Below are 22,448 nucleotides of genomic sequence, written 5' to 3' on the forward strand. Positions count from 1 at the left end.
CGCCTGCCGCCAGGTCCGGCGCCGAGCTGCCGCCGGGCGCCGCCGCGCACGCCGCGCGCAACGACGTGAACCCGGCCGACGTCGCCGGCACCGGCCGCGGCGGCCGCGTGACCAAGGAAGACATCGTCAACCACATCAAGGTCGGCGGTGGCGCCCGCCCCGAGCAGCGCGTGCCGATGACCCGCATCCGCCAGCGCATCGCCGAGCGCATGATGCAGTCCAAGAACTCCATCGCCATGCTGACCTCGTTCAACGAGGTCAACCTGGGCAAGGTGATGGCCATGCGCAAGGAGCTGGGCGAGCCGTTCGAGAAGACCCACGGCATCAAGCTCGGCTTCATGAGCTTCTTCGCCAAGGCCGCCGCCAACGCGCTGCAGAAGCACCCGATCGTCAACGCCTCGGTCGACGGCAACGACGTGATCTACCACGGCTACGCCGACATCTCGATCGCGGTCGCCACCGACAAGGGCCTGGTGACCCCGGTGCTGCGCAACGTCGAGAACATGAGCTTCGCCGACGTCGAGTCGTCCATCGCCGGCTACGCCAAGGCGGCCCGCGAGGGCGGCCTGAAGCTCGAGGACCTGCAGGGCGGCACCTTCACCATCACCAACGGCGGCACCTTCGGCTCGCTGATGTCCACGCCGATCGTCAACCCGCCGCAGTCGGCCATCCTGGGCATGCACGCCATCAAGGAGCGCCCGATCGCCGAGAACGGCCAGGTCGTGGTGGCGCCGATGATGTACATCGCGCTCAGCTACGACCACCGCATCATCGACGGCAAGGACGCGGTGCTGTTCCTGGTGGACATCAAGAACCAGCTCGAAAACCCGCACCGCATGCTGCTGGGGCTCTGACCATGGCCGAGAACTTCGACGTAGTCGTCATCGGCGCCGGCCCGGCCGGCTACCACGCCGCCATCCGCGCCGCCCAGCTCGGCCTCAAGGTCGCCTGCATCGACGCGGCCCTGGGCAAGGACGGCAAGCCCGCCCTGGGCGGCACCTGCCTGCGCGTGGGCTGCATCCCGTCCAAGGCCCTGCTCGACAGCTCGCGGCAGTTCCACAACCTGCAGCACCTGTTCGGCGAGCACGGCATCAGCGCCAAGGACGCGAAGATCGACGTCAAGACGATGGTTGGCCGCAAGGACAAGATCGTCAAGCAGTTCACCGGCGGCATCGCCATGCTGTTCAAGGCCAACAAGGTCACGCCGTTCTACGGCTTCGGCACCCTGCACCCGAACCGCGTGGTGAAGGTGAAGCAGCACGACGGCACCGAGGTCGAGCTGCAGGGCAAGCACGTGATCCTGGCCGCCGGCTCGGATTCAATCGAGCTGCCGTTCGCCAGGTTCGACGGCAAGCACGTCGTCGACAACGTCGGCGCCCTCGATTTCGAGGAAGTGCCCAAGCGCCTGGGCGTGATCGGCGCCGGCGTCATCGGCCTCGAGCTCGGCAGCGTCTGGAAGCGCCTGGGCTCCGAGGTCACCATCCTCGAGGCGATGCCCGACTTCCTGGCCGCGGCCGACGCCGAAGTGGCGCGCACCGCGCTCAAGGAATTCAAGAAGCAGGGCCTGGACATCAAGCTCGGCGCCAAGGTCAGCAAGGCCGAGGTGAAGAAGAACGAAGTCCACCTGACCTACAACGACGGCAAGGCCGACCACTCGCTGGTGGTCGACAAGCTGCTGGTGGCCGTGGGCCGCAAGGCCGCGTCCAAGGGCCTGCTGGCCGAAGGCACCGGCGTGAAGCTCAACGAGCGCGGCCAGATCGAGGTCGACGAGCACTGCGCCACCGGCGTCGAGGGCGTCTGGGCCGTGGGCGACTGCGTGCGCGGCCCGATGCTGGCGCACAAGGGCTTCGAGGAAGGCATCGCGGTGGCCGAACTGATCGCCGGCCTGCCCGGCCACGTCAACTTCGACACCATCCCCTGGGTCATCTACACCGAGCCGGAGATCGCCTGGGTCGGCAAGACCGAGAAGCAGCTCAAGGACGAAGGCATTCCGTTCAAGACCGGCAGCTTCCCCTTCGCCGCCGTCGGCCGCGCCGTTGCCATGGCCGAGCCCGCGGGCTTCGTGAAGGTGATCGCGCACGAGGAGACCGACCGCATCCTGGGCATGCACCTGGTCGGCGTGAACGTCTCCGAGCTGGTGCACGAGGGCGTGCTGGCGATGGAGTTCCACGGCTCGGCCGAGGACCTGGCGCGCATCTGCCACGCCCACCCGACCCTGTCGGAGGCCATCCACGACGCCGCCATGGCCGTGGACAAGCGCGCCATCCACAAGGCGAACTGAAGCCATCTGCGGTAACCTCCGGGAGGCGCCTTCGGGCGCCTCCCGGCGTTTCCGCCACCCCGAACGAGGAGGAATCCGGCGATGAGCATCCCGCAGCAATTCCGCGCCTTCCGAATCCACGCCGATGGCGGCCACCGTGCCGGCATCGAGCCGTTGTCGCTCGACGACCTGGCCCCCGGCGAAGTGGTCATCCGCGCCGAATGGTCGAGCGTGAACTACAAGGACGCGCTCGCCGGCACCGGCGAGGGCAAGATCCTGCGCCGCTTCCCACTGGTCGGTGGCATCGACGTGGCCGGCCACGTGGTGGCCAGCACCGACCCGCGCTTCCGCGAGGGCGATCCCGTGCTGTGCACCGGCTCGGGCCTGTCGGAAACCCGCGACGGCGGTTACTCCGAGTACGTGCGCCTGCCGGCCGAATGGACCATTCCCCTGCCCGCGGGCCTGGGCCTGCGCGAAGCGATGGTGCTGGGCACCGCCGGCTTCACCGCCGGCCTGTCGCTGCTGCGCATGGAGGCCAATGGCCAGACGCCGGCGCTGGGCCCGGTGGTGGTCACCGGCGCCACCGGCGGCGTGAGCATGCTCGCAATCGACATCCTCACCCGCGCCGGCTACGAGGCCCACGCCATCACCGGCAAGACCGACCAGCGCGCCTTCCTCGAGCGCCTCGGCGCGCGCCGGGTGATCGGCCGCGGCGACATGCAGTGGGGCCAGCGGCCGCTGGAAACGGCGATCTGGGGCGGTGCCATCGACAGCGTCGGCGGCGACACCCTGGCCAACCTCACCCGGGTGATCCAACCCTACGGCAACATCGCCGCCTGCGGCCTCGCCGGCGGCCACGGCCTGCAGACGACGGTGATGCCCTTCATCATCCGCGGCGTCTCGATCCTGGGCATCGCCTCGGCCGGCACCGCCCGGGCCCAGCGCGAGCAGGTCTGGGAGCGCCTGGCCGGGCCGTGGAAACCGGCGCACCTGGACGCGATCTGCACGCGGGAAGTGACGCTGGACACACTTCCCGAGGTGTTCCCGACCATGCTGGCCGGCGGATCCTTCGGACGAACGGTCGTCCGGCTCTGACCCGGCTTGCGCCCTGACCGCCCGCCCGGCTTACAATGACCCGAACCGTTGGAGGCTCTTTCATGGCACGCATTCTTATCGTCGACGATTCCCCGTCCCAGCTGATGGGCATGAAGCGCATTGTTGAGAAACTCGGCCATGAGGCCCTCACCGCCGAGGACGGCGCCGCGGGCGTGGAAGCGGCCAAGGCCAACGTGCCCGACCTGATCCTGATGGACGTGGTGATGCCCAACCTCAACGGTTTCCAGGCCACCCGCGCCATTTCCAAGGAAGCCAGCACCGCGCACATCCCGATCGTGCTGGTCACCACCAAGGACCAGGAAACCGACAAGGTCTGGGGCATGCGCCAGGGCGCCAAGGCCTACATCACCAAGCCGTTCAACGAGAATCAGCTGGTCGAGGTCATCAACGGCCTGCTCGCCGGCGGCTGATCCTGAAAGGCCAGCGCGGCCACGGATAAACACGGACAGGGTCAGGAACAGCACCCTGTACGAAGTCGCAAGAAAGGGCCCCTCGGGGCCCTTTCTTCTTTTCAGCTCAGCCGCTTCTGCTCTATCCGTGTCTGTCCGTGTTCATCCGTGGCCAAAGTGAGCACTTCAACCCCGCCCGGGATCGAAGTCGAAGGCCTCGGCCATCTGCCGGTAGAGCTCTTTCTGGGCGTCGGTGGTGGGCCTGGGGGCGCGGACCTCGATCTCGACGATCTGGTCGCCCGCGGCGGGCTTGCCGGGCAGGCCGCGGCCGCGCAGGCGCAGCTTGCGGCCGGTGTCGGAATCCGGCGGTACGCGCAGCTCCACCTGGCCGCCCAGGGTCGGCACGCTCACGGTGGTGCCCAGCGCCGCCTGCCAGGGCGCCAGCGGCAGCGTGTAGAGCACGTTGCGGCCATCCACCTCGAACTGCGCGTGCGGGCGGTAGTCCACTTCCAGCAGCAGGTCGCTCGGGCGCGGCCCGCCGCGGCGGCCCTGCCCCGCCAGCCGGATCACCTGCCCGGGCGCGATGCCGGCCGGGATGTTCACCTCCAGCGTGCGGCCATCGACATTGATGCGCTGCTTGCCGCCGGCGTAGGCCTGTTCGAGCGACACCGCCAGCCTGGCGCGCACGTCGCCCTGCGGCGCCTGCTGCCGTCCCGGCCCGCGGCCGCCACCGAACAGCGATTCGAAGAAGTCACTGAAGCCACCGCCGCCGAAGTCCTGCTCGAAGCGGAACCCACCGCCACCGAAGCCGCCGCCGAAGCCCGGCGGCGGCCGGAACTCTTCGCCGGGACGGTAGCCGTGGGCGCGCAAGTGGTCGTACTCGGCGCGCTTGTCCTTGTCGCGCAGCACCTCGTAGGCCTCGTTGACCGCCTTGAAGCGCTCCTCGGCCCCCGCCTCCTTGCTCACGTCCGGGTGGTACTTGCGCGCCAGCCGGCGGTAGGCGGTCTTGATCTCCGCCTCGCCGGCCGTCGGCTCGACGCCGAGGGTTTCGTAGTAGTCCTTGAACTGCATGGTCTGGCCTTGTCGAAAAAAAGCACCCGCGGCGAGGGCCGCGGGTGCAGTTTACGCAGGGAGGGGCTTCGCGGCTGGAGCCGCTCCCGCCGGGCCGGTCTCAGGAGACCTGGATGCGGCGCGGGGTGGTCTCGGGGCGCTTGGGGATGCTGATCTCGAGCACGCCGTGCCTGCCGGTGGCGGTGATGCCTTCCGGGTTGGCGCTGTCGGGCAGCGCGAAGCGACGGTAGAACACGCCGTGCGCGCGTTCGACGCGCGAATAGCGGTCGCCCTCGGTCACCGACTCGGTCTTGCGCTCGCCCTTGATCGACAGGATGCCCTTGTCCATCTGCACCTCGATGTCGTTCGGGTCCACGCCGGGCAGGTCGGCCTGGATCAGGAAGCGGTCGGCTTCCTCCTTGATGTCCACGCGCGGCATCCACTGGCTGGTGACCACGCTCGAGGCGTCGGCGTCGTCGTTGAAGAACTTGTCGAACACCTGCTTGATCTCGTCCTGCAGGGCCCGCGGATGGTTGGCGGAATAGCGGATAAGGCTCATGGTGTGTCTCCGTGCAAGGGCGGCAGCCGTGCCGCCATGCCCGGTAGATAGGGTCGGCGCGCCCGGCTTCAAGTCCCCTTGACCCGGCCGGCACGCGCGCCGGTTACACTCGGTGCCCCACCCCGATGCGGAGCACCCCCATGACCATCCAGGTCGGTGACAAGATCCCCCAGGCCACCCTCAACGTGCTGCGTGACGGCGTGCAGGCCGTGGACACCGGCGAGCTGTTCGGCGGCCGCAAGGTCGTGCTCTTCGCCGTGCCGGGCGCCTTCACCCCGACCTGCTCGGCCAAGCACCTGCCGGGCTACGTCGAGCAGATGGACGCCTTCCGCGCCCGCGGCATCGACGTGGCCTGCCTGGCGGTCAACGACGCCTTCGTGATGTCGGCCTGGGCCAGGGACCAGGACGTGCCGGCCGACATGCACATGCTCGCCGACGGCAACGGCGCCTTCACCCAGGCCCTGGGCCTGGAGCTCGACGCCACCGCCTTCGGCATGGGCCTGCGCGCCAAGCGCTTCGCCCTGTACGCCGAGGACGGCGTGGTGAAGCAGCTGCATGTCGAGGCCCCGGGCGAGTTCAAGGTCTCGGCCGCCGACTACGTGCTCGAGCACCTTCCGGCCTAACGCAGCACCCGCACCGTCAGTTCGTCGAAGGCCCCGGTTTCGGCCAGGGCCGTGATGCGGTGCTCGCCGGGCGCGTCGAAGGCATGCGTCCAGGCCCGGCCGCCCTGGCTTTCACCGGCCAGGCGGCCGTCCACCAGCCACTGCACCCGCGCCTGCGTGCCCAGCGCCCGCAGGCGCACCGTCACCGGGCGCGCGCTGCCCGGCGGCCGCGCCAGGCGGCTGCCGTCGGCCAGGCCGTCGATGCGCAGGTTCTCCAGCCCGGCCAGCGCGTCCGGGGCGCAGTCGGGCGCCAGCGGCGGGATGGCCGAGGCGCGCCGCTCGGCCGCCGGCAGCCAGGGCATGGCCAGGGCCGGCCAGCGGGCGATCTCCACCGGCCGCCGCTCGTGCGCGGCGCGGCAGTCCGCCGACAGCCGCTGCCCGGTCCGGGCATCCAGCACCAGCGGCAGGCGACCCGCGCTCCACAGCCGCGCCCCGCGCTCGGGCAGGGTCGGCGGCAACTGCCCGTCCAGGGCCAGGGCCTCGACCCGGCGATGGCACAGGCCCGGCGCGGCCGGATCCGGCGGCAGCCCCAGCGGCCAGCAGATTTCCGTTTTCACCACCGACGCCGGCATCGGCCGGCGCAGGCCGTCGCGCGGGCTGCGCGGCAGGCTGTCGACCACCTCGAACAGCAGCGGCAGCGCCGTGATCGCGCCGTACTGGCCCGGCAGCGGCGTGCCATCCGGGCGCCCGACCCAAACACCGACCGTGTAGGCGGCCGTGCCGCCGATCGCCCAGGCATCGCGGAAGCCGTAGCTGGTACCGGTCTTCCAGGCCACGCGCTGGCGCCGGCTGGTGTCCACCACGCCGTCGCGCAGGCCCGGGCGCCCGTGCTGCTCGAGGATCTCGCGCACGATCCAGGCCGCGCCCGGCGAGAGCAGCCGCCGCTCCTGCAGCGGCGCGTCGGGCGTGTAGCGCACCGGCCCGGCCAGGCCTTCGCGGTTGAAGGCGGCGTAGGCCCCCACCAGTTCCTCGAGCCGGGTGCCGGTGCCGCCGAGGATGATCGACAGGTTCGGGCTGGCGCCCCGCGGCAGCTGCAGGCCGACGCCGCCGTGCGCCAGGCGCGCGGCGAACCGCGGCGGCCCGACCCGGTCGAGCAGGTCCACCGCCGGCACGTTCAGCGACAGCCGGAGCGCCTCGGCCACCGACACCGGGCCGTTGAAGGCCGGGTCGAAGTTCGCCGGCCGGTAGTCGCCGAAGGACTGCGGCGCGTCCACCAGCAGGCTGCCCGAATGCACCAGGCCGTCGTCGATGGCCAGGCCGTAGAGGAAGGGCTTGAGCGTCGAGCCTGGCGAGCGCACGGCCTGCACCATGTCCACGTGGCCCAGCCGGCGCGGGTCGCCGAACGCCAGCGAGCCCACGTAGGCACGCGCCTCCAGGCTGGCGTTGTCGACCACCAGCAGGGCCGCCGAACTGCGCTCGGGCAGGTTGGCGAACCACGCCGACAGGCGCGCCTCGAGCGTGCGCTGCAGCTCCGCGTCGAGCGTGCTGGTGATCCGCGCCTGGCCGGGGTGGGCGGCCTGCAGGCGCCGGGCCAGCAGCGCCGCCGACATCGGCGGGCGCAGCCGGCGCGAGACCACGGGTTCGATGCGCGCGGCCGCCACCGCGGCCTCGTCCCAGTCGCCCTGCGCGGCCAGCCGCGCCAGCACCTTGTCGCGGGCGGCGCGCGCCGCCTCGGGGTGGCGGTCCGGGCGCAGCCGGCTGGGCGCCTGCGGCAGCACCGCCAGCAGCGCCGCCTCGGCGCGCGACAGTTCGCGCGAGGACTTGCCCAGGTAGGCCCAGCTGGCCGCCTCCACGCCTTCCACGGTGCCACCGAAGGGGGCGTGGTTGAGGTAGAGCGCGAGGATCTCCTGCTTGTCGAGCCGCCATTCGAGCTGCACCGCGCGCAGGGCCTGGCGCAGCTTGCCGCCGAAGGTGCGCGGATGCGGCTCGATGATGCGCGCGACCTGCATGGTCAGCGTGGAGCCACCCGAGACCACGCGCCCGTGCCGCAGCCGCTGCCAGGCGGCGCGCGCCAGCGCCAGCGGGTTCACGCCGTAGTGCTGGTGGAACCAGCGGTCCTCGTAGCCCAGCAGCGCCTCGAGATAGAGCGGCGAAACTTCCCCGGGCGCCACCGGGTAGCGCCAGACGCCGTCGCGGCCGGGAAAGGCGCGCAACGGCGTGCCGTCGGCGGCCAGCACGACGCTGGCCCCGCCGCCGTCGGGCAGCGGCGGCGGAAACAGGCGGTCGAGCAGCAGCGCCAGCAGCACGAGCGCCGCCAGCACGCCCATGGCGCGGCGCCACCTCCTGGCCGGCGCCGCCCCCGCCCCGCCCTGCCCGGCCCGGCTCACGTCAGGGCTGCTGCACCGTGATCGTGGCCGGCGCGGCGCGACCCACGCCGCGCAGCTCGGGCCGGTACATGTCCTCGGCCTGCGGCGGCGGCACCACGTAGGTGCCCGGCGTCACCGCGCGCACCAGGTAGAACAGGTGCGCCGCCTGGCCGCGCTCGAGCTGCAGCGCCGCCACGTAGCGGTCGTCGCGGAACTCCTCGTGCAGCAGCTGCGCGGCGTAGTCGCGCTCCGAGACCGTGACGCCATTGATCACCACGCCGGCCCACTGGTCCGGATCGGCCAGGTTGAGGTTTTCGATCTCCAGGCCGGCCGGCAGGTGGTCGACCACCAGCGCATCGGGCATGGCTTCGCGCGCCTCGATGCGCAGGGCCGCCACCAGCACCTCGCCTTCGCGCAGCGGCCCGGGCTTCCAGGGCTTGCCGTCGGGCGTGTGCCAGCTGCGCACGATGCTGATGGACGAATCGTCGAAGGCCGGCGCGGTGCGCGGGATGCCGGCGACGTCGACGATGGCGAACACCGGCGCCTGGCTGTCGGCCGCGAAGCGCACGCCGGCGGCGAGGTCGCCGTAGCCGAGCGTGCGGCTGGCCGAGCGGTCGGGCTGCAGCGCCTGGGCCTCGCCGCCGACGCTGATCGTGCCGGCGAAGGTGCGTTCGGCGTCGAGCAGCAGGCTGCGGCCCAGGCGCGCCAGCGCCACCTGCTCCTGCGTGCTGTACCAGGCGTACCGCTCGCGGCCGCGCGACTGCAGGTCGCGCGAGAGCGCCAGCAGGCGGTCGTCCTGGCCGGCCGCGGCATGCCCGTTCTCGCGCAGCAGGGCCAGCACCATGGCCTCGTCGCGCAGGTCGGAGCCGTAGTCGCCCAGCCAGCGCGGCCGCTTCGACACCTTGGCCAGGCCTTCGGCGACGGCCTTGTCGCCGCGCGCCGAATCACCCTGCAGCTGCAGCGCCAGGCCCAGGTGCACCAGCGGCAGGCCGGTCAGCGACTTGCCGCGCTGGTTGTCATGCAGCGCACGCAGCGTGCCCAGCGGCGCCCGGTTCAGGCGCGCCAGCACGTAGCCGGCGTAGGCCTGGTAGGCGAAGCGAAGGTGCTCGGACTGGTCGTAGCTGTAGAACGGCAGGCCACCGGTGAGCAGGTCCTCGTTGAGCCGCTCGAGCGTCTTTTGCAGCATCGCCTCGGGCACGGCGAAGCCGGCCTCGCGCGCCGCGAGCAGGAACTCGGCGATGGTGGGCGTGAGCACCGCCGCCGTGTCGCGGCCGCCCCACATCGAGAAATGGCCGTTTTCGAGCTGCAGCGCCGCCAGCCGGCTGAAGGCCGCTTCCAGGCGCCGGCGCCGCTCGTCGGCCGACAGGCCGGGGAAGCCCATGCGGGCGGCGTGGTCCTGGTCGAGCAGCAGCGCCGCGTAGCCCCGCGAGGTGGTCTGTTCGACGCAGCCGTAGGGGTAGTCGAGCAGCTCGCGCAGGGCGCGCGCGAACGGCACCGGCGGCTGCACCCCGAGGCTGAGCCGCGCCGACACCGTCGCCGGGAGCAGCCCCTCGGCCAGGTTCGGGCCGAGCGAAAGCGTCGCGCCCGGTTCGACCGAATACGCATTCGAACGCGCCACGCCGCCCCAGGCCGCCCGCACCGGCAGGTCGAAGGCGCGGTTGACGCTGCGACCGTTGCCCTCCACCGAGAGCCTGAGCACGCCGGTGGCCACGCCGTCGGTGGCGGTGAGCGGGAAGCTGAGCGTGGACTTGCCCTCCGCCGCCAGCGTCACCGTGCGCCGGCCGTTGCCGACCGCCAGCGGGCCCTCGGTGTCGAGCACCACGCGGAACTCGCCGGCCTCGCCGGTGAAGTTCTGCAGGTCGATGGTGACGGTGCTGCGGTCGCCCGGGGCCAGCACGCGCGGCGCGCTGAGCTCGGCGAGCACCGGCGCGCGCAGCACGCTTTCGGCGCTGGCCTGGCCGTAGCTGGTTTCGCCGAACACCAGGGCCGAGACCCGCAGCGTGCCGTTGAAATCCGGCACCGGCAGGCTGACCGTCGCCCGGCCCTGAGCATCGAGCGCCACCGGGCCACTGAACAGGTCGACGGTCTTGACGCGCGCGGTCGGCCGGCGCGCCTGCGGCAGCGCCGCCAGTGCCATGTCGCCGCCGAAGCGCAGGCGGGCGCTTTCGCCCTCGAAGCTTTCGATCACGCGGCCGTAGAGGTCATAGGCATCCACGCCCAGCCGGCGCTGCGCGAAGAAATGCGCCGCGGCATCCGGCACCGGGAAGCGGGTGATGTTGAGGATGCCCACGTCCACCGCAGAGATCGTCGCCCAGGCGGTCTGGCCGGCCAGCGCGGGTGCACTGACCACCACCGGCAGCTCACGCTCCGGCTCGGCCTGCGCCGGCGCCTCGATCGTCACCTCGACGCGGCGATCGCCGCGCGCCATCGGCACGTGCGCCACGCCGACCGCGCGCGCCGGCGTCACCTTCTCCAGCGCCGAACCGCCGCGCAGCACCAGCGCGGTGAGGTAGACGTCGTGGCGCTCCCAGTCCTCGGTGACCTTGAGCTCGTAGCTCGCGCCGGCCCTGGCTTCCAGCGGCTGCACGTGGAGCAGCTTGTCGGACTCGACCACCAGGATGCCCGGGCCCGGCTGCGACGGCGTCACCGTGACCACCAGGGTGTCGCCGGCGCGGTAGCCGGTCTTGTCGAGCGCAAGCTTGACCTTGTCGGGGCGCGCGTCGAGGCCGCGGTTCTGGTTGTCCCAGCTCCAGCCGGCGACGAAAGGCAGGCGCGTGAGCAGGCCGGTGGCCGGATCGCGCACCTCCAGCCGGTATTCGCCCCACTGCACCGGGAAGTCGATGCGCGTGCCGCCCTCGGCCCGGGCCGCGACTTCGCGGGTCTCGACGGTTTCGTAGCGCGCGGTGAAATCGAAGGCCCAGCCGCCGTCGTCCTGGCGCCAGTGGTAGTCGCGGATCTCGCGCACCAGGCTCACTTCCAGCGTGCCGGAGGCGAGCTTGCCGGCGATGTCGCTGCGCAACAGCTCGAAGCCGGCATTGCCGTTGGCCGGCGCGCCCTCCTTCGGGTCGAACAGCGGGCGCACGCCCACCAGCACCGGCGCCGGCCACACGCTGCGGCGCAGGCTGCGGGTGACCGGGCGGCCGCCGCTTTCGAACACGCTGCCGGTGACCAGCACCGCCACCGGGGCCGAAGGACTGGCCACTTCCTCGGGCAGCGCCAGATCGGTCGCGAAGCGGCCCTGGGCGTCGAGCGATTCATCCACGACATCGCGCGGTTCGCGCGGCAGGGTGATCGTCGGGTCGCCGAACTGGTGGTCGGGCAGCGCCTGCACCGGGTTCAGGTCGGGCACCAGCGCGAGCTTTGCGGTGAAGCGGTTGCCTTCCGCCGGCGCGCCGTAGAGATAGGCCGCCTCGACCTCGAGCGCCAGCGCCTCGCCCGGCGCCAGCACGGGCTGCCGGCTCTCGAGCGCGAGCTTCATGCGCTCGGGCAGGAACTCCTCGATGCGCAGCGCCAGGCCCTGCACGACGTCCTTCGCGCCCGGCGCGGTGCGGAACTCGACCTGCCAGCGTCCGGTCGGCGCCTCCGGCGGCAGGGCCTGCCGCCACTGGTAGTAGCCGCCCTCGCCCGGCTCGAGCCGGGTTTCGAGGTAGAGCTTGCCGTCGGGCTGGCGCAGGCCCAGGTACAGCGGCTGCGGCTTGACCGCGCGGCCGTCGTGGTCGCGCATCAGCGCCGACACCTGCAGCGTCTCGCCCGGCCGGTAGAGATCGCGCCCGGACCAGGCGAAGACATCGAACCAGGCCTGGGCGCGGCCGGCGACGGCGAACTCCGAGAGGTCGAGCGCCGGCTGGTTGAAGGGCAGCACCGAGACGTCGTTGCCCTTGCGCGCCACCAGCACGTGGCCGGCGTCGAGCTTGTAGGCAACCAGGGCGTTGCCGCTGGCGTCGGTGCCGGCCCTGGCCACCGCCTCGCCGCCGCGGTCGAGCACCTCGATCGAGACATCACCGGCACCCTGGCCGGTCTTGAGCGAGGCCGCGTGCACGAACACCTGGCCCTCGTAGGCGCGCACGTGCAACCCGAGGTCGCTGACGAAGAAGATGGCGGTGTCGTAGTCTTCTTCGTAAGCACCGACCCGGCGCATCAGCGCGAAATAGACGCCGGGCTGCTGCAGCTCGGCGATGTTCTGCACCGGCAGGTAGGACAGCCGGCGCTCGTTCGGCCCGCCGCCGAGCACGAAACGGTTGAGGTAGACCGGGTCGGCGACCCGGGTCAGCGCCACCCGGCCCCGCCAGCGGCTCTCGGCGAGTTCCCAGCCGCCGCGGCGGCCGCCGCGCTGGTAGCTGACGAAGAAATTGGCCACTTCGGCGTCGCGCACGCGCAGGAACTCGACGTCCACCTCCGGCACGTTCACCGACACCACCGGCAGGCCGCGGGTATCGCGCGCCGGCAGCACGCTGCCCTGCGAAGCGAAGCCCACCGCCGGCTCCACCGGCGCGGTGTCGAGCTCGCGGCGCTGCTCGCTGCCGAGGGTGCTGCCGTCGGCGGCGGCGAGTCCCGCCGCCACGGTCACGAGGTACTTGCGGCTGGCCTCGACGTAGGGGAAGTGCAGCACGCGGGCGCTGTCGTCGAGCACCCAGCTGCCCTTGACCACGGCCTCCTCAGGCCCGGTGACGGCGATCAGCGCGTCGAAATCCTGGCCCGCGGCCAGCGGCCGGGTGAAGCGCAGCTCGATGGCGGTCTGGCCGTCGTGGCGGCCGTGGCCGGCGGACTCGAGCGCGAAGCCTTCGAGCGCCGGGCGCGCGTCGACGGGCGTGGCGCCCTGCAGTTCGGGCACCCTGCCGCCTTCCTGCTGGCAGGCTGCAAGCACCAGCAGCAGTGCGAACCCAAGGGACAGCGCCGCAACGCGGCGAAGGACAGGCGAAGCAAACATGGCCGGGCTCCCGTTCGGACCCGGCCAGTATAGGCGGCTTGGTGCGGCCTCAGTCGGCACCGGCGACCGGCAACTTCGCCGCCTGGGCGGTGGCGGCGGCGACCTTGTCGATCGGGGTCATGCGCAGCACCAGGTCCGCCATGTCCAGGCCGACGCCGGTATTGCGCGTGCGCATCATCGAGGCCAGGTCCACGTCCACGTAGCCCATCGGGCGGCCGTCGTGCGAGAACGCCAGGCCGGGCACGCCGTCCACCAGCAGCCGGAAGGTCGGCGTGTGCGTCTCGCCAAGCACCAGGCCGGGGCGGAACACCGGCACCCCGCCCCACTCGTCGGAGGTGCGCAGCACGGAGAAATAGACCATGCCCGGCTCGGCGCGCACGCCGCGGGCGAGGTCGACGAAGGGCAGCGGCGCCGTAACGTCGCGCATCCGCAGCCAGGCCAGGCCAAGCGCGCTGTCGCGCGTGACCAGGTCGGCCGGCAGCCACTCGTCGCCGTCGGCCAGGCGCACGCGGAAATCGCGCGAGGTCGCCACCGGCGCACCCTGCCCGCCTTCGCCCAGGCTGGAGAAGTCCAGGCTGATGGTGCGCTCGGGTACCAGCAGCAGGCCGTCGGCGCTCACCAGCACGGCCTGGGTACGGTCCTCGATGCGCTGCTCGTTGCCGGAGTTGGTCACCGACATGACGAACTTCACCGTCACGATCGCATCGGCATGCTGCCGGCCCAGCAGCGTGAACACTTCGCGGTAGTCCTCGAAGGCTTCCTTCGGCACCTCGGCGCGCGCCAGCGGCGCGGCCAGCAGCAGGACGAGGGCGAGTGCGGACAGTCGGGCGGTCATGGCGTCTCCGTGAGCCAGTAGCGTTCGAGGTAGAGGATGCGCGTTTCCGGCCCGCGCAGCACCTGCACCGGGATCACCCGGCCGTTGCCCCCGGCCAGGGCCGCGTCGAGGGCCGCCTGCAGGCTGGCCAGATCGACGACCTCGCGCTCGCCCAGGCGCACGATGATGTCGCCGCGCTGCAGGTGCGCCAGCCCGGCGGGGCCGCCGGACTCGACGCCGTCGATGTGGACGCCGCGCTGGCCGGCCGGCAGCTGGCGGGCGGCGCGGTCGTAGAAGCCGAGCTCGCGGGTCTGGATGCGCAGGCTGGCCAGCGCCAGCGTGCGCAGCGAGGCGGTGTTGGCGGGCGCCTCCACGAGCGGCGCGTCGAAGGCCAGCGCCTTGCCGGCGCGCAGCGCGTCCACGCGCACCCGGGTGCCGGGCGCGATGTCGCGCACGCGCTGGTGGAAGGGGTCGTCCGAGCTGTCGTTGGCCGCGCGCAACGGCACGCCATCGATCGCGGCCAGCAGGTCGCCCACCTTCGCGCCGGCGGCGGCCAGCGGGCTGCCCGGGTACACGCGGGTGATGCGGAAACCGGCGCCGCCCAGTTCCAGCTCGCGCGCCAGCGAAGAGGTGATGGGCTGCACCTCGACGCCCGCCCAGGCCTTGGGCAGTTCGGGCAGCGGCACCCGCAGCTGGTCGCCGTGCACCGGCACCAGCAGCGCGATGCGGCGCTCGGCGCCGCGCCGGAACTCCAGCACGCGCGCCTTGCCCCCGGCCGGCGGCTGGCCGGCCGCGGCCTCGAGCGCGGCGTGGTCGGGCACCGGCTGGCCGTCCACGGACAGCAGCAGGTCGCCTTCCGAGAGCGCCGGGCGGGCGATCGCCGCCGGGCCGCCCGGGCGCAGTCCGGTGACCAGCAGGCCGCGCTCGCCCTCGAGGTTGCGACGCCGGCCCATGGCCGCGGTCAGCTCGGCCAGGGACGCACCGAAGGGCGCGAAGGCGCGCTCCTCGCCGCGATCCTCGGGCTGGGCGCGGGTGCGCAGCCTCACGTCGCGGCGCCCGTCGGCATGCGCCACCCGCAGCGTCACCTCCGCCCCCACCGGCAGTTCGGCGATCCGCCGCTGCAGCGCCGGCACTTCCACCGGCTGGCGCGCCGTGACGGCCTCGCCGTCCACGGCCAGGATCCGGTCGCCGGCGCGCAGCCCGGCCTTCTCGGCGGCCGAGCCGCGCTCGACCGAATTCACCAGCACGCCCTCCTCCAGGCCCGTGCCCTTGAGCGAGCGCAGGCGGAAGCCCAGGTGCGAGCGTTTGATCTCGCCGCCCGCGACCAGCGCGTTCACCACGTCGCGGGCGTCGGGACCCGGGATGGCGAAGGCCAGGTCACCACCGAAGATCATGCCGCGCGTGTTCACGCCGACGATGCGCCCGCGCAGGTCCACCAGCGGGCCGCCGGAATTGCCCGGCGCGATCGCCGCGTCGTGCTGGATCCAGGCGTAGTAGCGGCCGGTGGGTTCGTCGGCGCCCAGGCGGTCCTCGTAGTCGGCCTCGTCGTCGAACAGCGAGACCAGCAGGCGGCGCGGGTTGTTCACCACGCCGGCGCTCATCGAATTCGACAGGCCCCAGGGCGCGCCCATGGCCAGCACGGTGTCGCCCGGCGCCAGGTCGGGCTCGTCCGCGAAGCGGGCGTGGGCGAATACCTCGGGCGCCGGCGGCAGGGCCTGCAGCACGGCCAGGTCCGACAGCGTGTCGGCGCCGACCAGGCGGGCCGGCAGCTCGCGGCCATCGGCGAACACCACCCGGAAGCTCCTGCCGCTCTGGGTGACGTGGGCGTTGGTGGCGATGTGGCCCTCGGGCGTGACCACCGTGCCGCTGCCCGAAGACACGCTGAGCACCGGTTCGCCCTGCCTGAAGTCCTCGCGCACCACCATGATGCTGACCACGACCGGCAGCACCTTGTCGCGGGCGGCGGCGATGGTGGTCGCGTCGGGAGCGGCCACGGGCGAAGCCAGGGCCGGAGTGAGGGCAAAGATGCAGGCAGCCAGCAGCGCGGCGGTGGTCTGGCGGATCATCGTGGGCTCCGGAGGTGTCTGGCCTTAGGGTACAGGCCGCGCGGGGAGTTCCGCGCGGCCCGGCCAGCGCCCGGGATCAGGCCCCGGGCTGCTCCGTCGCGGCGTCGCCGGCCGCCGGGGCCGCCTCGTCGCCTTCGTCGGCCACCTCGATCACGTCCACGCGTTCGACCGCGATCAGCTTCTCGTCGTCGGCCACGCGCATCAGGGTGACGCCCTGGGTGTTGCGGCCCACCTGGCTGACCTCGGCCGCGCGGGTGCGCACCAGGGTGCCCTGGTCGGAGATCAGCAGGATTTCGTGCTGCTCGGTGAGCTGGATCGCGCCCACCAGGTCGCCGTTGCGCTCGGAAGTCTGCATGGCGATCACGCCCTGGGTGCCGCGGCCCTTGCGCGGGAACTCCGACACCGGGGTGCGCTTGCCGTAGCCGTTCTCGCTGGCGGTGAGGATGTCGCCGTCTCCGTCGACCACGATCATGCTGACCACCTTGGCGGCCTGGCCCTCGCCGTCGTCCTTCAGGCGCATGCCGCGCACGCCGGTGGCGGTGCGGCCCATCGGGCGGACCTCGCCCTCGTCGAAGCGCACGGCCTTGCCGTTGCTGGCGAACAGCATGACGTTGCAGTTGCCGTCGGTGAGCTGCACGTCCACCAGGCCGTCGCCCTCGTCGAGGTTGATGGCCCAGATGCCGGTCGAGCGCGGGCGCGAGTAGTCGGAAAGCGGGGTCTTCTTGACCGTGCCGTCGCGGGTGGCGAAGAACACGAAGTGGTCGTCGCCGAACTCACGCACCGGCAGCACCGCCTGCACCTTCTCGCCTTCCTGCAGCGGGATCCAGTTGATGATCGGGCGGCCGCGCGAGTTCGGGCCGGCGTCGGGCAGCTGGTAGACCTTGAGCCAGAACACGCGGCCGGTGCTGGTGAACGTGAGCAGCGTGTCGTGGGTGTTGACCACCCACAGCCGGTCGATGAAGTCCTCTTCCTTCACCGCCGTGGCCGATCGGCCCTTGCCGCCGCGCTTCTGGGCGCGGTAGGTGGTGAGCGGCTGGCGCTTGGCGTAGCCGGCGTGCGAGAGCGTGACCACCACGTCCTCGGACGCGATGAGGTCGAGCACGTCGAGGTCTTCCTCGCTCGGGCGGATCTCGGTGCGGCGCTCGTCGGCGTACTCGGCGCGCAGCGCGTTCAGCTCGTCGCGGATCACCTGCAGCAGGCGCTCGGGGCTCTCGAGGATCTCGATCAGGCCGCGGATGGTATCGAGCAGCTGCCTGTATTCGTCGGTGAGCTTCTCCTGCTCCAGGCCGGTGAGCCGGTGCAGGCGCATCTCGAGGATCTGCTGGGCCTGGGTGTCGGTGAGCTGGTAGCCCGACGCCTGCAGGCCCACGCCCTCGGGCAGGTCCTCGGGGCGCGAGGCCTCGGCGCCGGCCGCGGCCAGCAGCGCGCCGACCAGGCCGGGCTGCCAGGTGCGCGCGAGCATGCGCTCCTTGGCGACCACCGGGCTCTCCGAGGTCTTGATCAGCTCGATCATCTCGTCGATGTTCGCCAGCGCGACCGTCAGGCCCTCGAGGATGTGGGCGCGGGCGCGGGCCTTGCGCAGCTCGAAGATGGTGCGGCGGGTGACCACCTCGCGGCGGTGGCGCACGAAGGCCTCGAGCATCTGCTTGAGGTTGAGCACCTGCGGACGGCCGTCGACCAGGGCGACCATGTTGATGCCGAACACCGACTCCATCGGCGTCTGCAGGTAGAGGTTGTTGAGCACGACCTCGGCCGACTCGCCGCGCTTGACCTCGATGTAGATGCGCATGCCGTCCTTGTCGGACTCGTCGCGCAGCTCGGAGATGCCCTCGATCTTCTTTTCCTTCACCAGCTCGGCGATCTTCTCGATCAGCCGCGCCTTGTTGACCTGGTAGGGGATCTCGGTGACCGCGATGGCTTCGCGGCCGTTGTCCTCGTTGACCTCGACCTCGGCGCGGGCGCGGATGCGCACGCGGCCGCGGCCGGTGTGGTACGCGGCATGGATGCCGGCGGCGCCGTTGATGATGCCGGCGGTGGGGAAGTCCGGGCCCGGCACGTACTGCATCAGGTCGGAGATGCTGGCTTCCGGCTCGTCGATCAGGGCGATGGTGGCGTCGATGACCTCGCCGAGGTTGTGCGGCGGGATGTTGGTGGCCATGCCCACGGCGATGCCGGCCGAACCGTTGACCAGCAGGTTCGGGAAGCGCGCCGGCATGACCGTCGGCTCGAGTTCCTTCTCGTCGTAGTTGGGCTGGAAGTCGACCGTGTCCTTGTCGATGTCGGCCATCAGCTCGTGCGTGAGCCGCGACATGCGCGCCTCGGTGTAACGCATGGCCGCGGCGGAGTCGCCGTCGACCGAGCCGAAGTTGCCCTGGCCGTCGACCAGCAGGTAGCGCAGCGAGAACGGCTGCGCCATGCGCACCAGCGTGTCGTACACCGACTGGTCGCCGTGCGGGTGGTACTTACCGATCACGTCACCGACGATTCGCGCCGACTTGTAATAGGGCTTGTTGCTGTGCGCGCCCAGCTCGTTCATGGCGAACAGGACGCGGCGGTGCACGGGCTTGAGGCCGTCGCGGACATCCGGGAGCGCACGGCCCACGATCACGCTCATGGCGTAATCGAGGTAGCTCTTGCGCATCTCGTCTTCGAGGTTTACCGGGATGATTTCCTTCGCGAGGTCTGCCATTCGTGGTTCCGTTCAGTAGCCTGCGGGCAGGCGTTCAGGGGACGTGAAATCATACCAGAAACCGCGCCCCGAAGGCAGGCTTTAGGCACGAAAAAACAAGGACTTAGACAGCGCCGAAGCAGGCAGCCATGGCGGCTGCGTCCGGGTGCACGACCACGCCCTTCTCGGTGACGATCGCGTCCACCAGCGCGGCCGGGGTGACGTCGAAGACCGGGTTCCAGGCCTGCACGCCCTCGGCCACGGTGCGGGTGCCCGCCACCGACAGCAGCTCGGCCGGGTCGCGCATCTCGATCTCGATGTCCTCGCCGCGGGCGGTGGCCATGTCCACGGTGGACGAGGGCGCCACCACCATCACCTTCACCCCGTGGTGGCGGGCGGCGATGGCGTGGGCATAGGTGCCGATCTTGTTGGCCACGTCGCCGTTGGCGCAGATGCGGTCGGCGCCGACGATCAGCCACTGCACCGCCCCGCCCTTCATCAGGTGGGCCGAGGCGCCGTCGGCGATCAGGGTGGCCGGGATGCCGTCCTGCAGCAGTTCCCAGGCCGTGAGCCGGGCGCCCTGCAGCCAGGGCCGGGTCTCGCTGGCGTAGACGCGGTCGATGCGGCCCGCGGCGACGCCAGCGCGGATCACGCCCAGGGCGGTGCCGAAACCCGCGGTGGCCAGCGAGCCGGTGTTGCAGTGGGTGAGCACGCCGCTGCCGGGGGCGATGAGCGCGGCGCCCAGTTCGCCCATGCGCCGGTTCGCGGCCAGGTCCTCGGTGGCGATCGCCAGCGCCTCGGCTTCCAGCACGGCACGCCAGTCGGCGCCGGCGGCGGCCAGCGCGCGGCGCACGCGCGCCAGCGCCCACATCAGGTTCACCGCGGTCGGGCGGGCGGCGTTGAGCCGGTCCAGGGCCGGGCCGAGCGCCGCCAGCGCTTCGGCGCCGTCCGCGGCCTGCACGCCGCGCGCCGCCAGCACCGCGCCCCAGGCCGCGGAGATGCCGATCGCCGGCGCGCCGCGCACCACCAGCGCATGGATGGCGGCGGCCACGGCGTCGGAATCGTCGCAGCGCACGTCCTCGACCACGAAGGGCAGCCGGCGCTGGTCGAGCAGGAGCAGGTGGTCGCCCATCCAGCGGATCGGGCGGATGCGGTCGTAGCGGTCGAAATCCATCTCGGGCGGCCTGTGCACGTGAATGTGCGAGTTTACCAAGCCACGCCGCGCCGCCGTGGCGTTATGCTGCGGCCATGGCCAGCCGAACCGCCCCGCGGGGCAAGAAGGAAACGCCCGACGCCGGCATCGAGGCGCTGCTGCACGGCGCCTGCGTGCGCGCCGGCGCCGGCGCGGCGATGCAGGTGGTGCTCGACCGCCTGCCGCTGCTGCGTCCGCTGCTGCCCGCGGGCCTGCGCTTCGTCGGCAGCCGCGAGTCGGCCCAGGCCACGCAGCGTGCGCTGGTCGAGGAGATCTACCGGCGCTACCGGCTCAAGCCGGCGGCCTGGGAAGTCGAAGGCGTGCTGGCGGTGGCCCAGACCCAGGCCGTGCTCAGCCCGCTGGCGTCCCGCGAGGGCCTGCGCGGCCTGTTGCGCGGCTGGCTGCCGGACGCCCTGAGCGGCCCGCTGATGCGCTACACCCCGCTCGAGCCGCTGGTCACCGCGACCGTGCACGCCGTCGCCGAAACCTGGGCCGCGGGCCGGTACGCCGACAGCGTGTGCCGGCTGCGCAAGGCCGGCGCCGACTGGCTGCCCAAGCCCCTGGCCAGCGCCCTGAGCCTGGCCCCGTCGACGCTCAAGGCCTGGAGCGCCGAGGCCCTGGGCCTGGCCATGCCGCCACTCAAGCTGGCCACCACCCTGGGCCGCCAGCTCACCGACTTCGCCCTGCCCCGCCCGCCCGCGGCCACGAAGGCCCGGAAGACGGGCACGAAAAAGGCGCCCGCCGCGAAGCGGGCGCCTTCGAAGGCCAGGCCGGCGACTCAGAAGACGACGAAGTCGGCGCGGCAGCCGCGGTCCACCCAGATGCCGTCGCGGCGGAAGCCCCAGCTGTAGCCATAGCGGCAGCGGGCGTCGCTGACCACGCGCTGAAGTTCGGCGTTGCGCACGCCACCGGGCACGTGGCAGAAGCGCGAGCGCTGGTCGCGCGATTCGCAGCGCACGACGCGGTGGCCGCGATCGTAGCCATCACCGTAGCCGTAGCGGTCGTCGTAGCGGTCGTAGTAGCGGTCGCCGCGGTGGCCACGGCCACCACCCAGGGCGAAATCGGCGCGGCAGCCATGCGAGACCCAGACGCCACGGCGGTCATGGCCCCAGGTGCGGCCCTTGATGCAGGCCGCGTTGGAGCGCTGGCGCACCAGCTGAACTCCACCGCGGGTGTCGGCCGGGCAATGGCGGCTGCGCTTGTCGTGCGACTCGCAGCGCAGCACCTGCTCCTGGCCGTAATAACGATCCTCATGGCCACGCCGTGAGTCGGCGAAGGCGGCCTGCGGCAGGGCCGCGGCGATCAGCAGGCAGGCAAGCATCCAACGGGTCATTGTCATCTCTCCTTCGCGCCGGCTCGGGATCCGGCGGCTTCAACATAGGAATCCGGAACTGAACGGGCGGGCAACCCGCAGGGCACGACTCAGATTCGATTCACGCGCGTTCGAACGGGAAGGCCAGTACGTCCGCGATCCGGTCGGTGCCCAGCAGGGCCATCAGCAGCCGGTCGATGCCCAGGGCGACGCCGGCGCAGTCGGGCAACTTGGGCAGCGCCGCCAGCAGGCGTTCGTCGATCTCGGGCGCGGCGGCGTTGCGGGCGCGGCGGCGCGCCACGTCGAGCTCGAAACGGGCGCGCTGCTCGTCGGCGTCGTTGAGCTCGTGGTAGCCGTTGGCCACCTCGAGCGGGCCCAGGTAGACCTCGAAACGTTCGGCCACCGGCGGCTTGCCGGGGCGGATCCGCGCCAGCGCGCACTGGCTCACCGGGTAGTCGTAGACCAGCAGGATGCGGCTGGCCGGGATCGAGGGCTGGATGAGGTGGGTCATCAACAGGTCGAGCCAGTCGTCGCGGGTCAGGCCGGCCGGGTCGATGTCGTAGACGCCCAGCGGCGAGCGCAGCTCTTCCTCGGGCGCGGTCATCGGGTCGAGGCCGAACTTGTCGAGGTAGAGCTGGCGGAAGCTGGTGTCGCGCACCGTCGCGCGGCGGCCGGCCAGGGCCAGAGCGGCCTTGAGCAGCTCGGCGGTCTCGTCCATCAGCTGGTGGTGGGTCCAGCCGACGCGGTACCACTCGAGCATGGTGAACTCGGGGTTGTGCCGGATGCCGGCCTCGCCGTCGCGGAACACCCGGCCCAGCTCGTAGCAGTCGCCGATGCCGGCGGCGAGCAGGCGCTTGAGCGGGAATTCGGGCGAGGTGCGCAGCCAGCGCGTCGGCGCGCCGGCCGACTTCGGGCCGCTGAACTCCAGGTGGAAGCTCTCGATGTTCGGGTCGGTGTTGCCGGCCATCGACAGGATCGGCGTCTCGACCTCGAGCACGCCCCGTTCGGCGAAGAAGCGGCGCACCAGGGCATAGAGCTCGGCGCGCAGCCGGATGGCCTTGGCGGTGGCGGTGGGCTTGCTGTTCCTCATGCTCGTTACTGTACGCCCGGGCCACGCGGCCCGGGCG

The 22,448-nt window shown here is 72.0% G+C and carries 16 protein-coding genes; 6 read left to right on the plus strand and 10 right to left on the minus strand.

What is annotated here, in order from left to right:
• From sucB to C6N40_RS12960, 4 genes are all read left to right on the plus strand, one after another.
• Window positions 1-854 (plus strand): dihydrolipoyllysine-residue succinyltransferase (gene sucB, locus C6N40_RS12945; RefSeq protein ID WP_106991449.1); only part of this gene is annotated, 854 nt, incomplete at its 5' end.
• 2 nt (window positions 855-856) lie between these two features.
• On the plus strand, window positions 857-2,281 hold the full coding sequence (gene lpdA / locus C6N40_RS12950) for a dihydrolipoyl dehydrogenase (RefSeq protein ID WP_106991450.1): 1,425 nt from the start codon (window positions 857-859) through the stop codon (window positions 2,279-2,281).
• An 81-nt stretch (window positions 2,282-2,362) separates the two neighbouring features.
• Entirely contained in the window at window positions 2,363-3,355 is a 993-nt protein-coding gene (locus tag C6N40_RS12955) for an oxidoreductase (RefSeq protein ID WP_106991451.1), read from the plus strand.
• Between the two features lie 62 nt (window positions 3,356-3,417).
• On the plus strand, window positions 3,418-3,786 hold the full coding sequence (locus tag C6N40_RS12960; protein WP_106991452.1) for a response regulator: 369 nt from the start codon (window positions 3,418-3,420) through the stop codon (window positions 3,784-3,786).
• A gap of 165 nt (window positions 3,787-3,951) precedes the next feature.
• Here C6N40_RS12960 and C6N40_RS12965 read toward each other — a convergent pair whose 3' ends face one another.
• Both C6N40_RS12965 and C6N40_RS12970 read right to left on the minus strand, forming a co-directional pair.
• Window positions 3,952-4,836 carry a DnaJ C-terminal domain-containing protein gene (locus C6N40_RS12965; RefSeq protein ID WP_106991453.1) on the minus strand — a complete coding sequence of 295 codons (885 nt, stop codon included), beginning with the start codon at window positions 4,834-4,836 and terminating at the stop codon, window positions 3,952-3,954.
• A 100-nt stretch (window positions 4,837-4,936) separates the two neighbouring features.
• The gene (locus tag C6N40_RS12970; protein WP_106991454.1) at window positions 4,937-5,374 is read right to left on the minus strand and encodes an Hsp20/alpha crystallin family protein; all 438 of its coding nucleotides are present in this window, start codon (window positions 5,372-5,374) and stop codon (window positions 4,937-4,939) included.
• Window positions 5,375-5,514: 140 nt separating this feature from the next.
• On the opposite strand from C6N40_RS12970, the gene C6N40_RS12975 reads away from it, so the two are divergent.
• Entirely contained in the window at window positions 5,515-5,997 is a 483-nt protein-coding gene (locus C6N40_RS12975) for a peroxiredoxin (RefSeq protein ID WP_106991455.1), read from the plus strand.
• On the opposite strand, the gene pbpC is transcribed toward C6N40_RS12975, so the two are convergent.
• The 6 genes from pbpC to mtnA all read right to left on the minus strand — a co-directional run bounded on the left by pbpC (window position 5,994) and on the right by mtnA (window position 19,991).
• Window positions 5,994-8,303 carry a penicillin-binding protein 1C gene (pbpC, locus tag C6N40_RS12980; RefSeq protein ID WP_106991456.1) on the minus strand — a complete coding sequence of 770 codons (2,310 nt, stop codon included), beginning with the start codon at window positions 8,301-8,303 and terminating at the stop codon, window positions 5,994-5,996. The two genes, C6N40_RS12975 and pbpC, sit on opposite strands and share 4 nt — an antisense overlap.
• Window positions 8,304-8,364: 61 nt before the next feature.
• Complete coding sequence (locus C6N40_RS12985) at window positions 8,365-13,269, minus strand: alpha-2-macroglobulin family protein (RefSeq protein WP_106991457.1); 4,905 nt, start codon at window positions 13,267-13,269, stop codon at window positions 8,365-8,367.
• A gap of 49 nt (window positions 13,270-13,318) precedes the next feature.
• Window positions 13,319-14,104 carry a hypothetical protein gene (locus C6N40_RS12990; RefSeq protein WP_106991458.1) on the minus strand — a complete coding sequence of 262 codons (786 nt, stop codon included), beginning with the start codon at window positions 14,102-14,104 and terminating at the stop codon, window positions 13,319-13,321.
• On the minus strand, window positions 14,101-16,149 hold the full coding sequence (locus tag C6N40_RS12995) for a PDZ domain-containing protein (RefSeq protein WP_106991459.1): 2,049 nt from the start codon (window positions 16,147-16,149) through the stop codon (window positions 14,101-14,103). The genes C6N40_RS12990 and C6N40_RS12995 overlap by 4 nt, the downstream gene beginning before the upstream one ends.
• 76 nt (window positions 16,150-16,225) lie before the next feature.
• The gene (gene gyrA / locus C6N40_RS13000; RefSeq protein ID WP_106991460.1) at window positions 16,226-18,838 is read right to left on the minus strand and encodes a DNA gyrase subunit A; all 2,613 of its coding nucleotides are present in this window, start codon (window positions 18,836-18,838) and stop codon (window positions 16,226-16,228) included.
• A gap of 103 nt (window positions 18,839-18,941) precedes the next feature.
• The gene (gene mtnA / locus C6N40_RS13005) at window positions 18,942-19,991 is read right to left on the minus strand and encodes an S-methyl-5-thioribose-1-phosphate isomerase (protein WP_106991461.1); all 1,050 of its coding nucleotides are present in this window, start codon (window positions 19,989-19,991) and stop codon (window positions 18,942-18,944) included.
• 74 nt (window positions 19,992-20,065) lie between these two features.
• On the opposite strand from mtnA, the gene C6N40_RS13010 reads away from it, so the two are divergent.
• A complete protein-coding gene (locus C6N40_RS13010) occupies window positions 20,066-20,860 on the plus strand; it encodes a hypothetical protein (protein WP_106991462.1) in 795 nt (264 codons plus the stop codon).
• Here the strand turns inward: C6N40_RS13010 and C6N40_RS13015 are convergent.
• Both C6N40_RS13015 and epmA read right to left on the minus strand, forming a co-directional pair.
• Complete coding sequence (locus C6N40_RS13015; protein ID WP_162782230.1) at window positions 20,788-21,342, minus strand: DUF3011 domain-containing protein; 555 nt, start codon at window positions 21,340-21,342, stop codon at window positions 20,788-20,790. The genes C6N40_RS13010 and C6N40_RS13015 overlap by 73 nt on opposite strands.
• 100 nt (window positions 21,343-21,442) lie before the next feature.
• Window positions 21,443-22,411: an EF-P lysine aminoacylase EpmA gene (gene epmA / locus C6N40_RS13020; protein ID WP_106991464.1), complete on the minus strand. Its 969-nt coding sequence runs from the start codon at window positions 22,409-22,411 to the stop codon at window positions 21,443-21,445.
• Window positions 22,412-22,448: the final 37 nt, after the last annotated feature.

This window comes from Arenimonas caeni, assembly GCF_003024235.1.
Taxonomy (GTDB): Bacteria; Pseudomonadota; Gammaproteobacteria; order Xanthomonadales; family Xanthomonadaceae; genus Arenimonas; species Arenimonas caeni.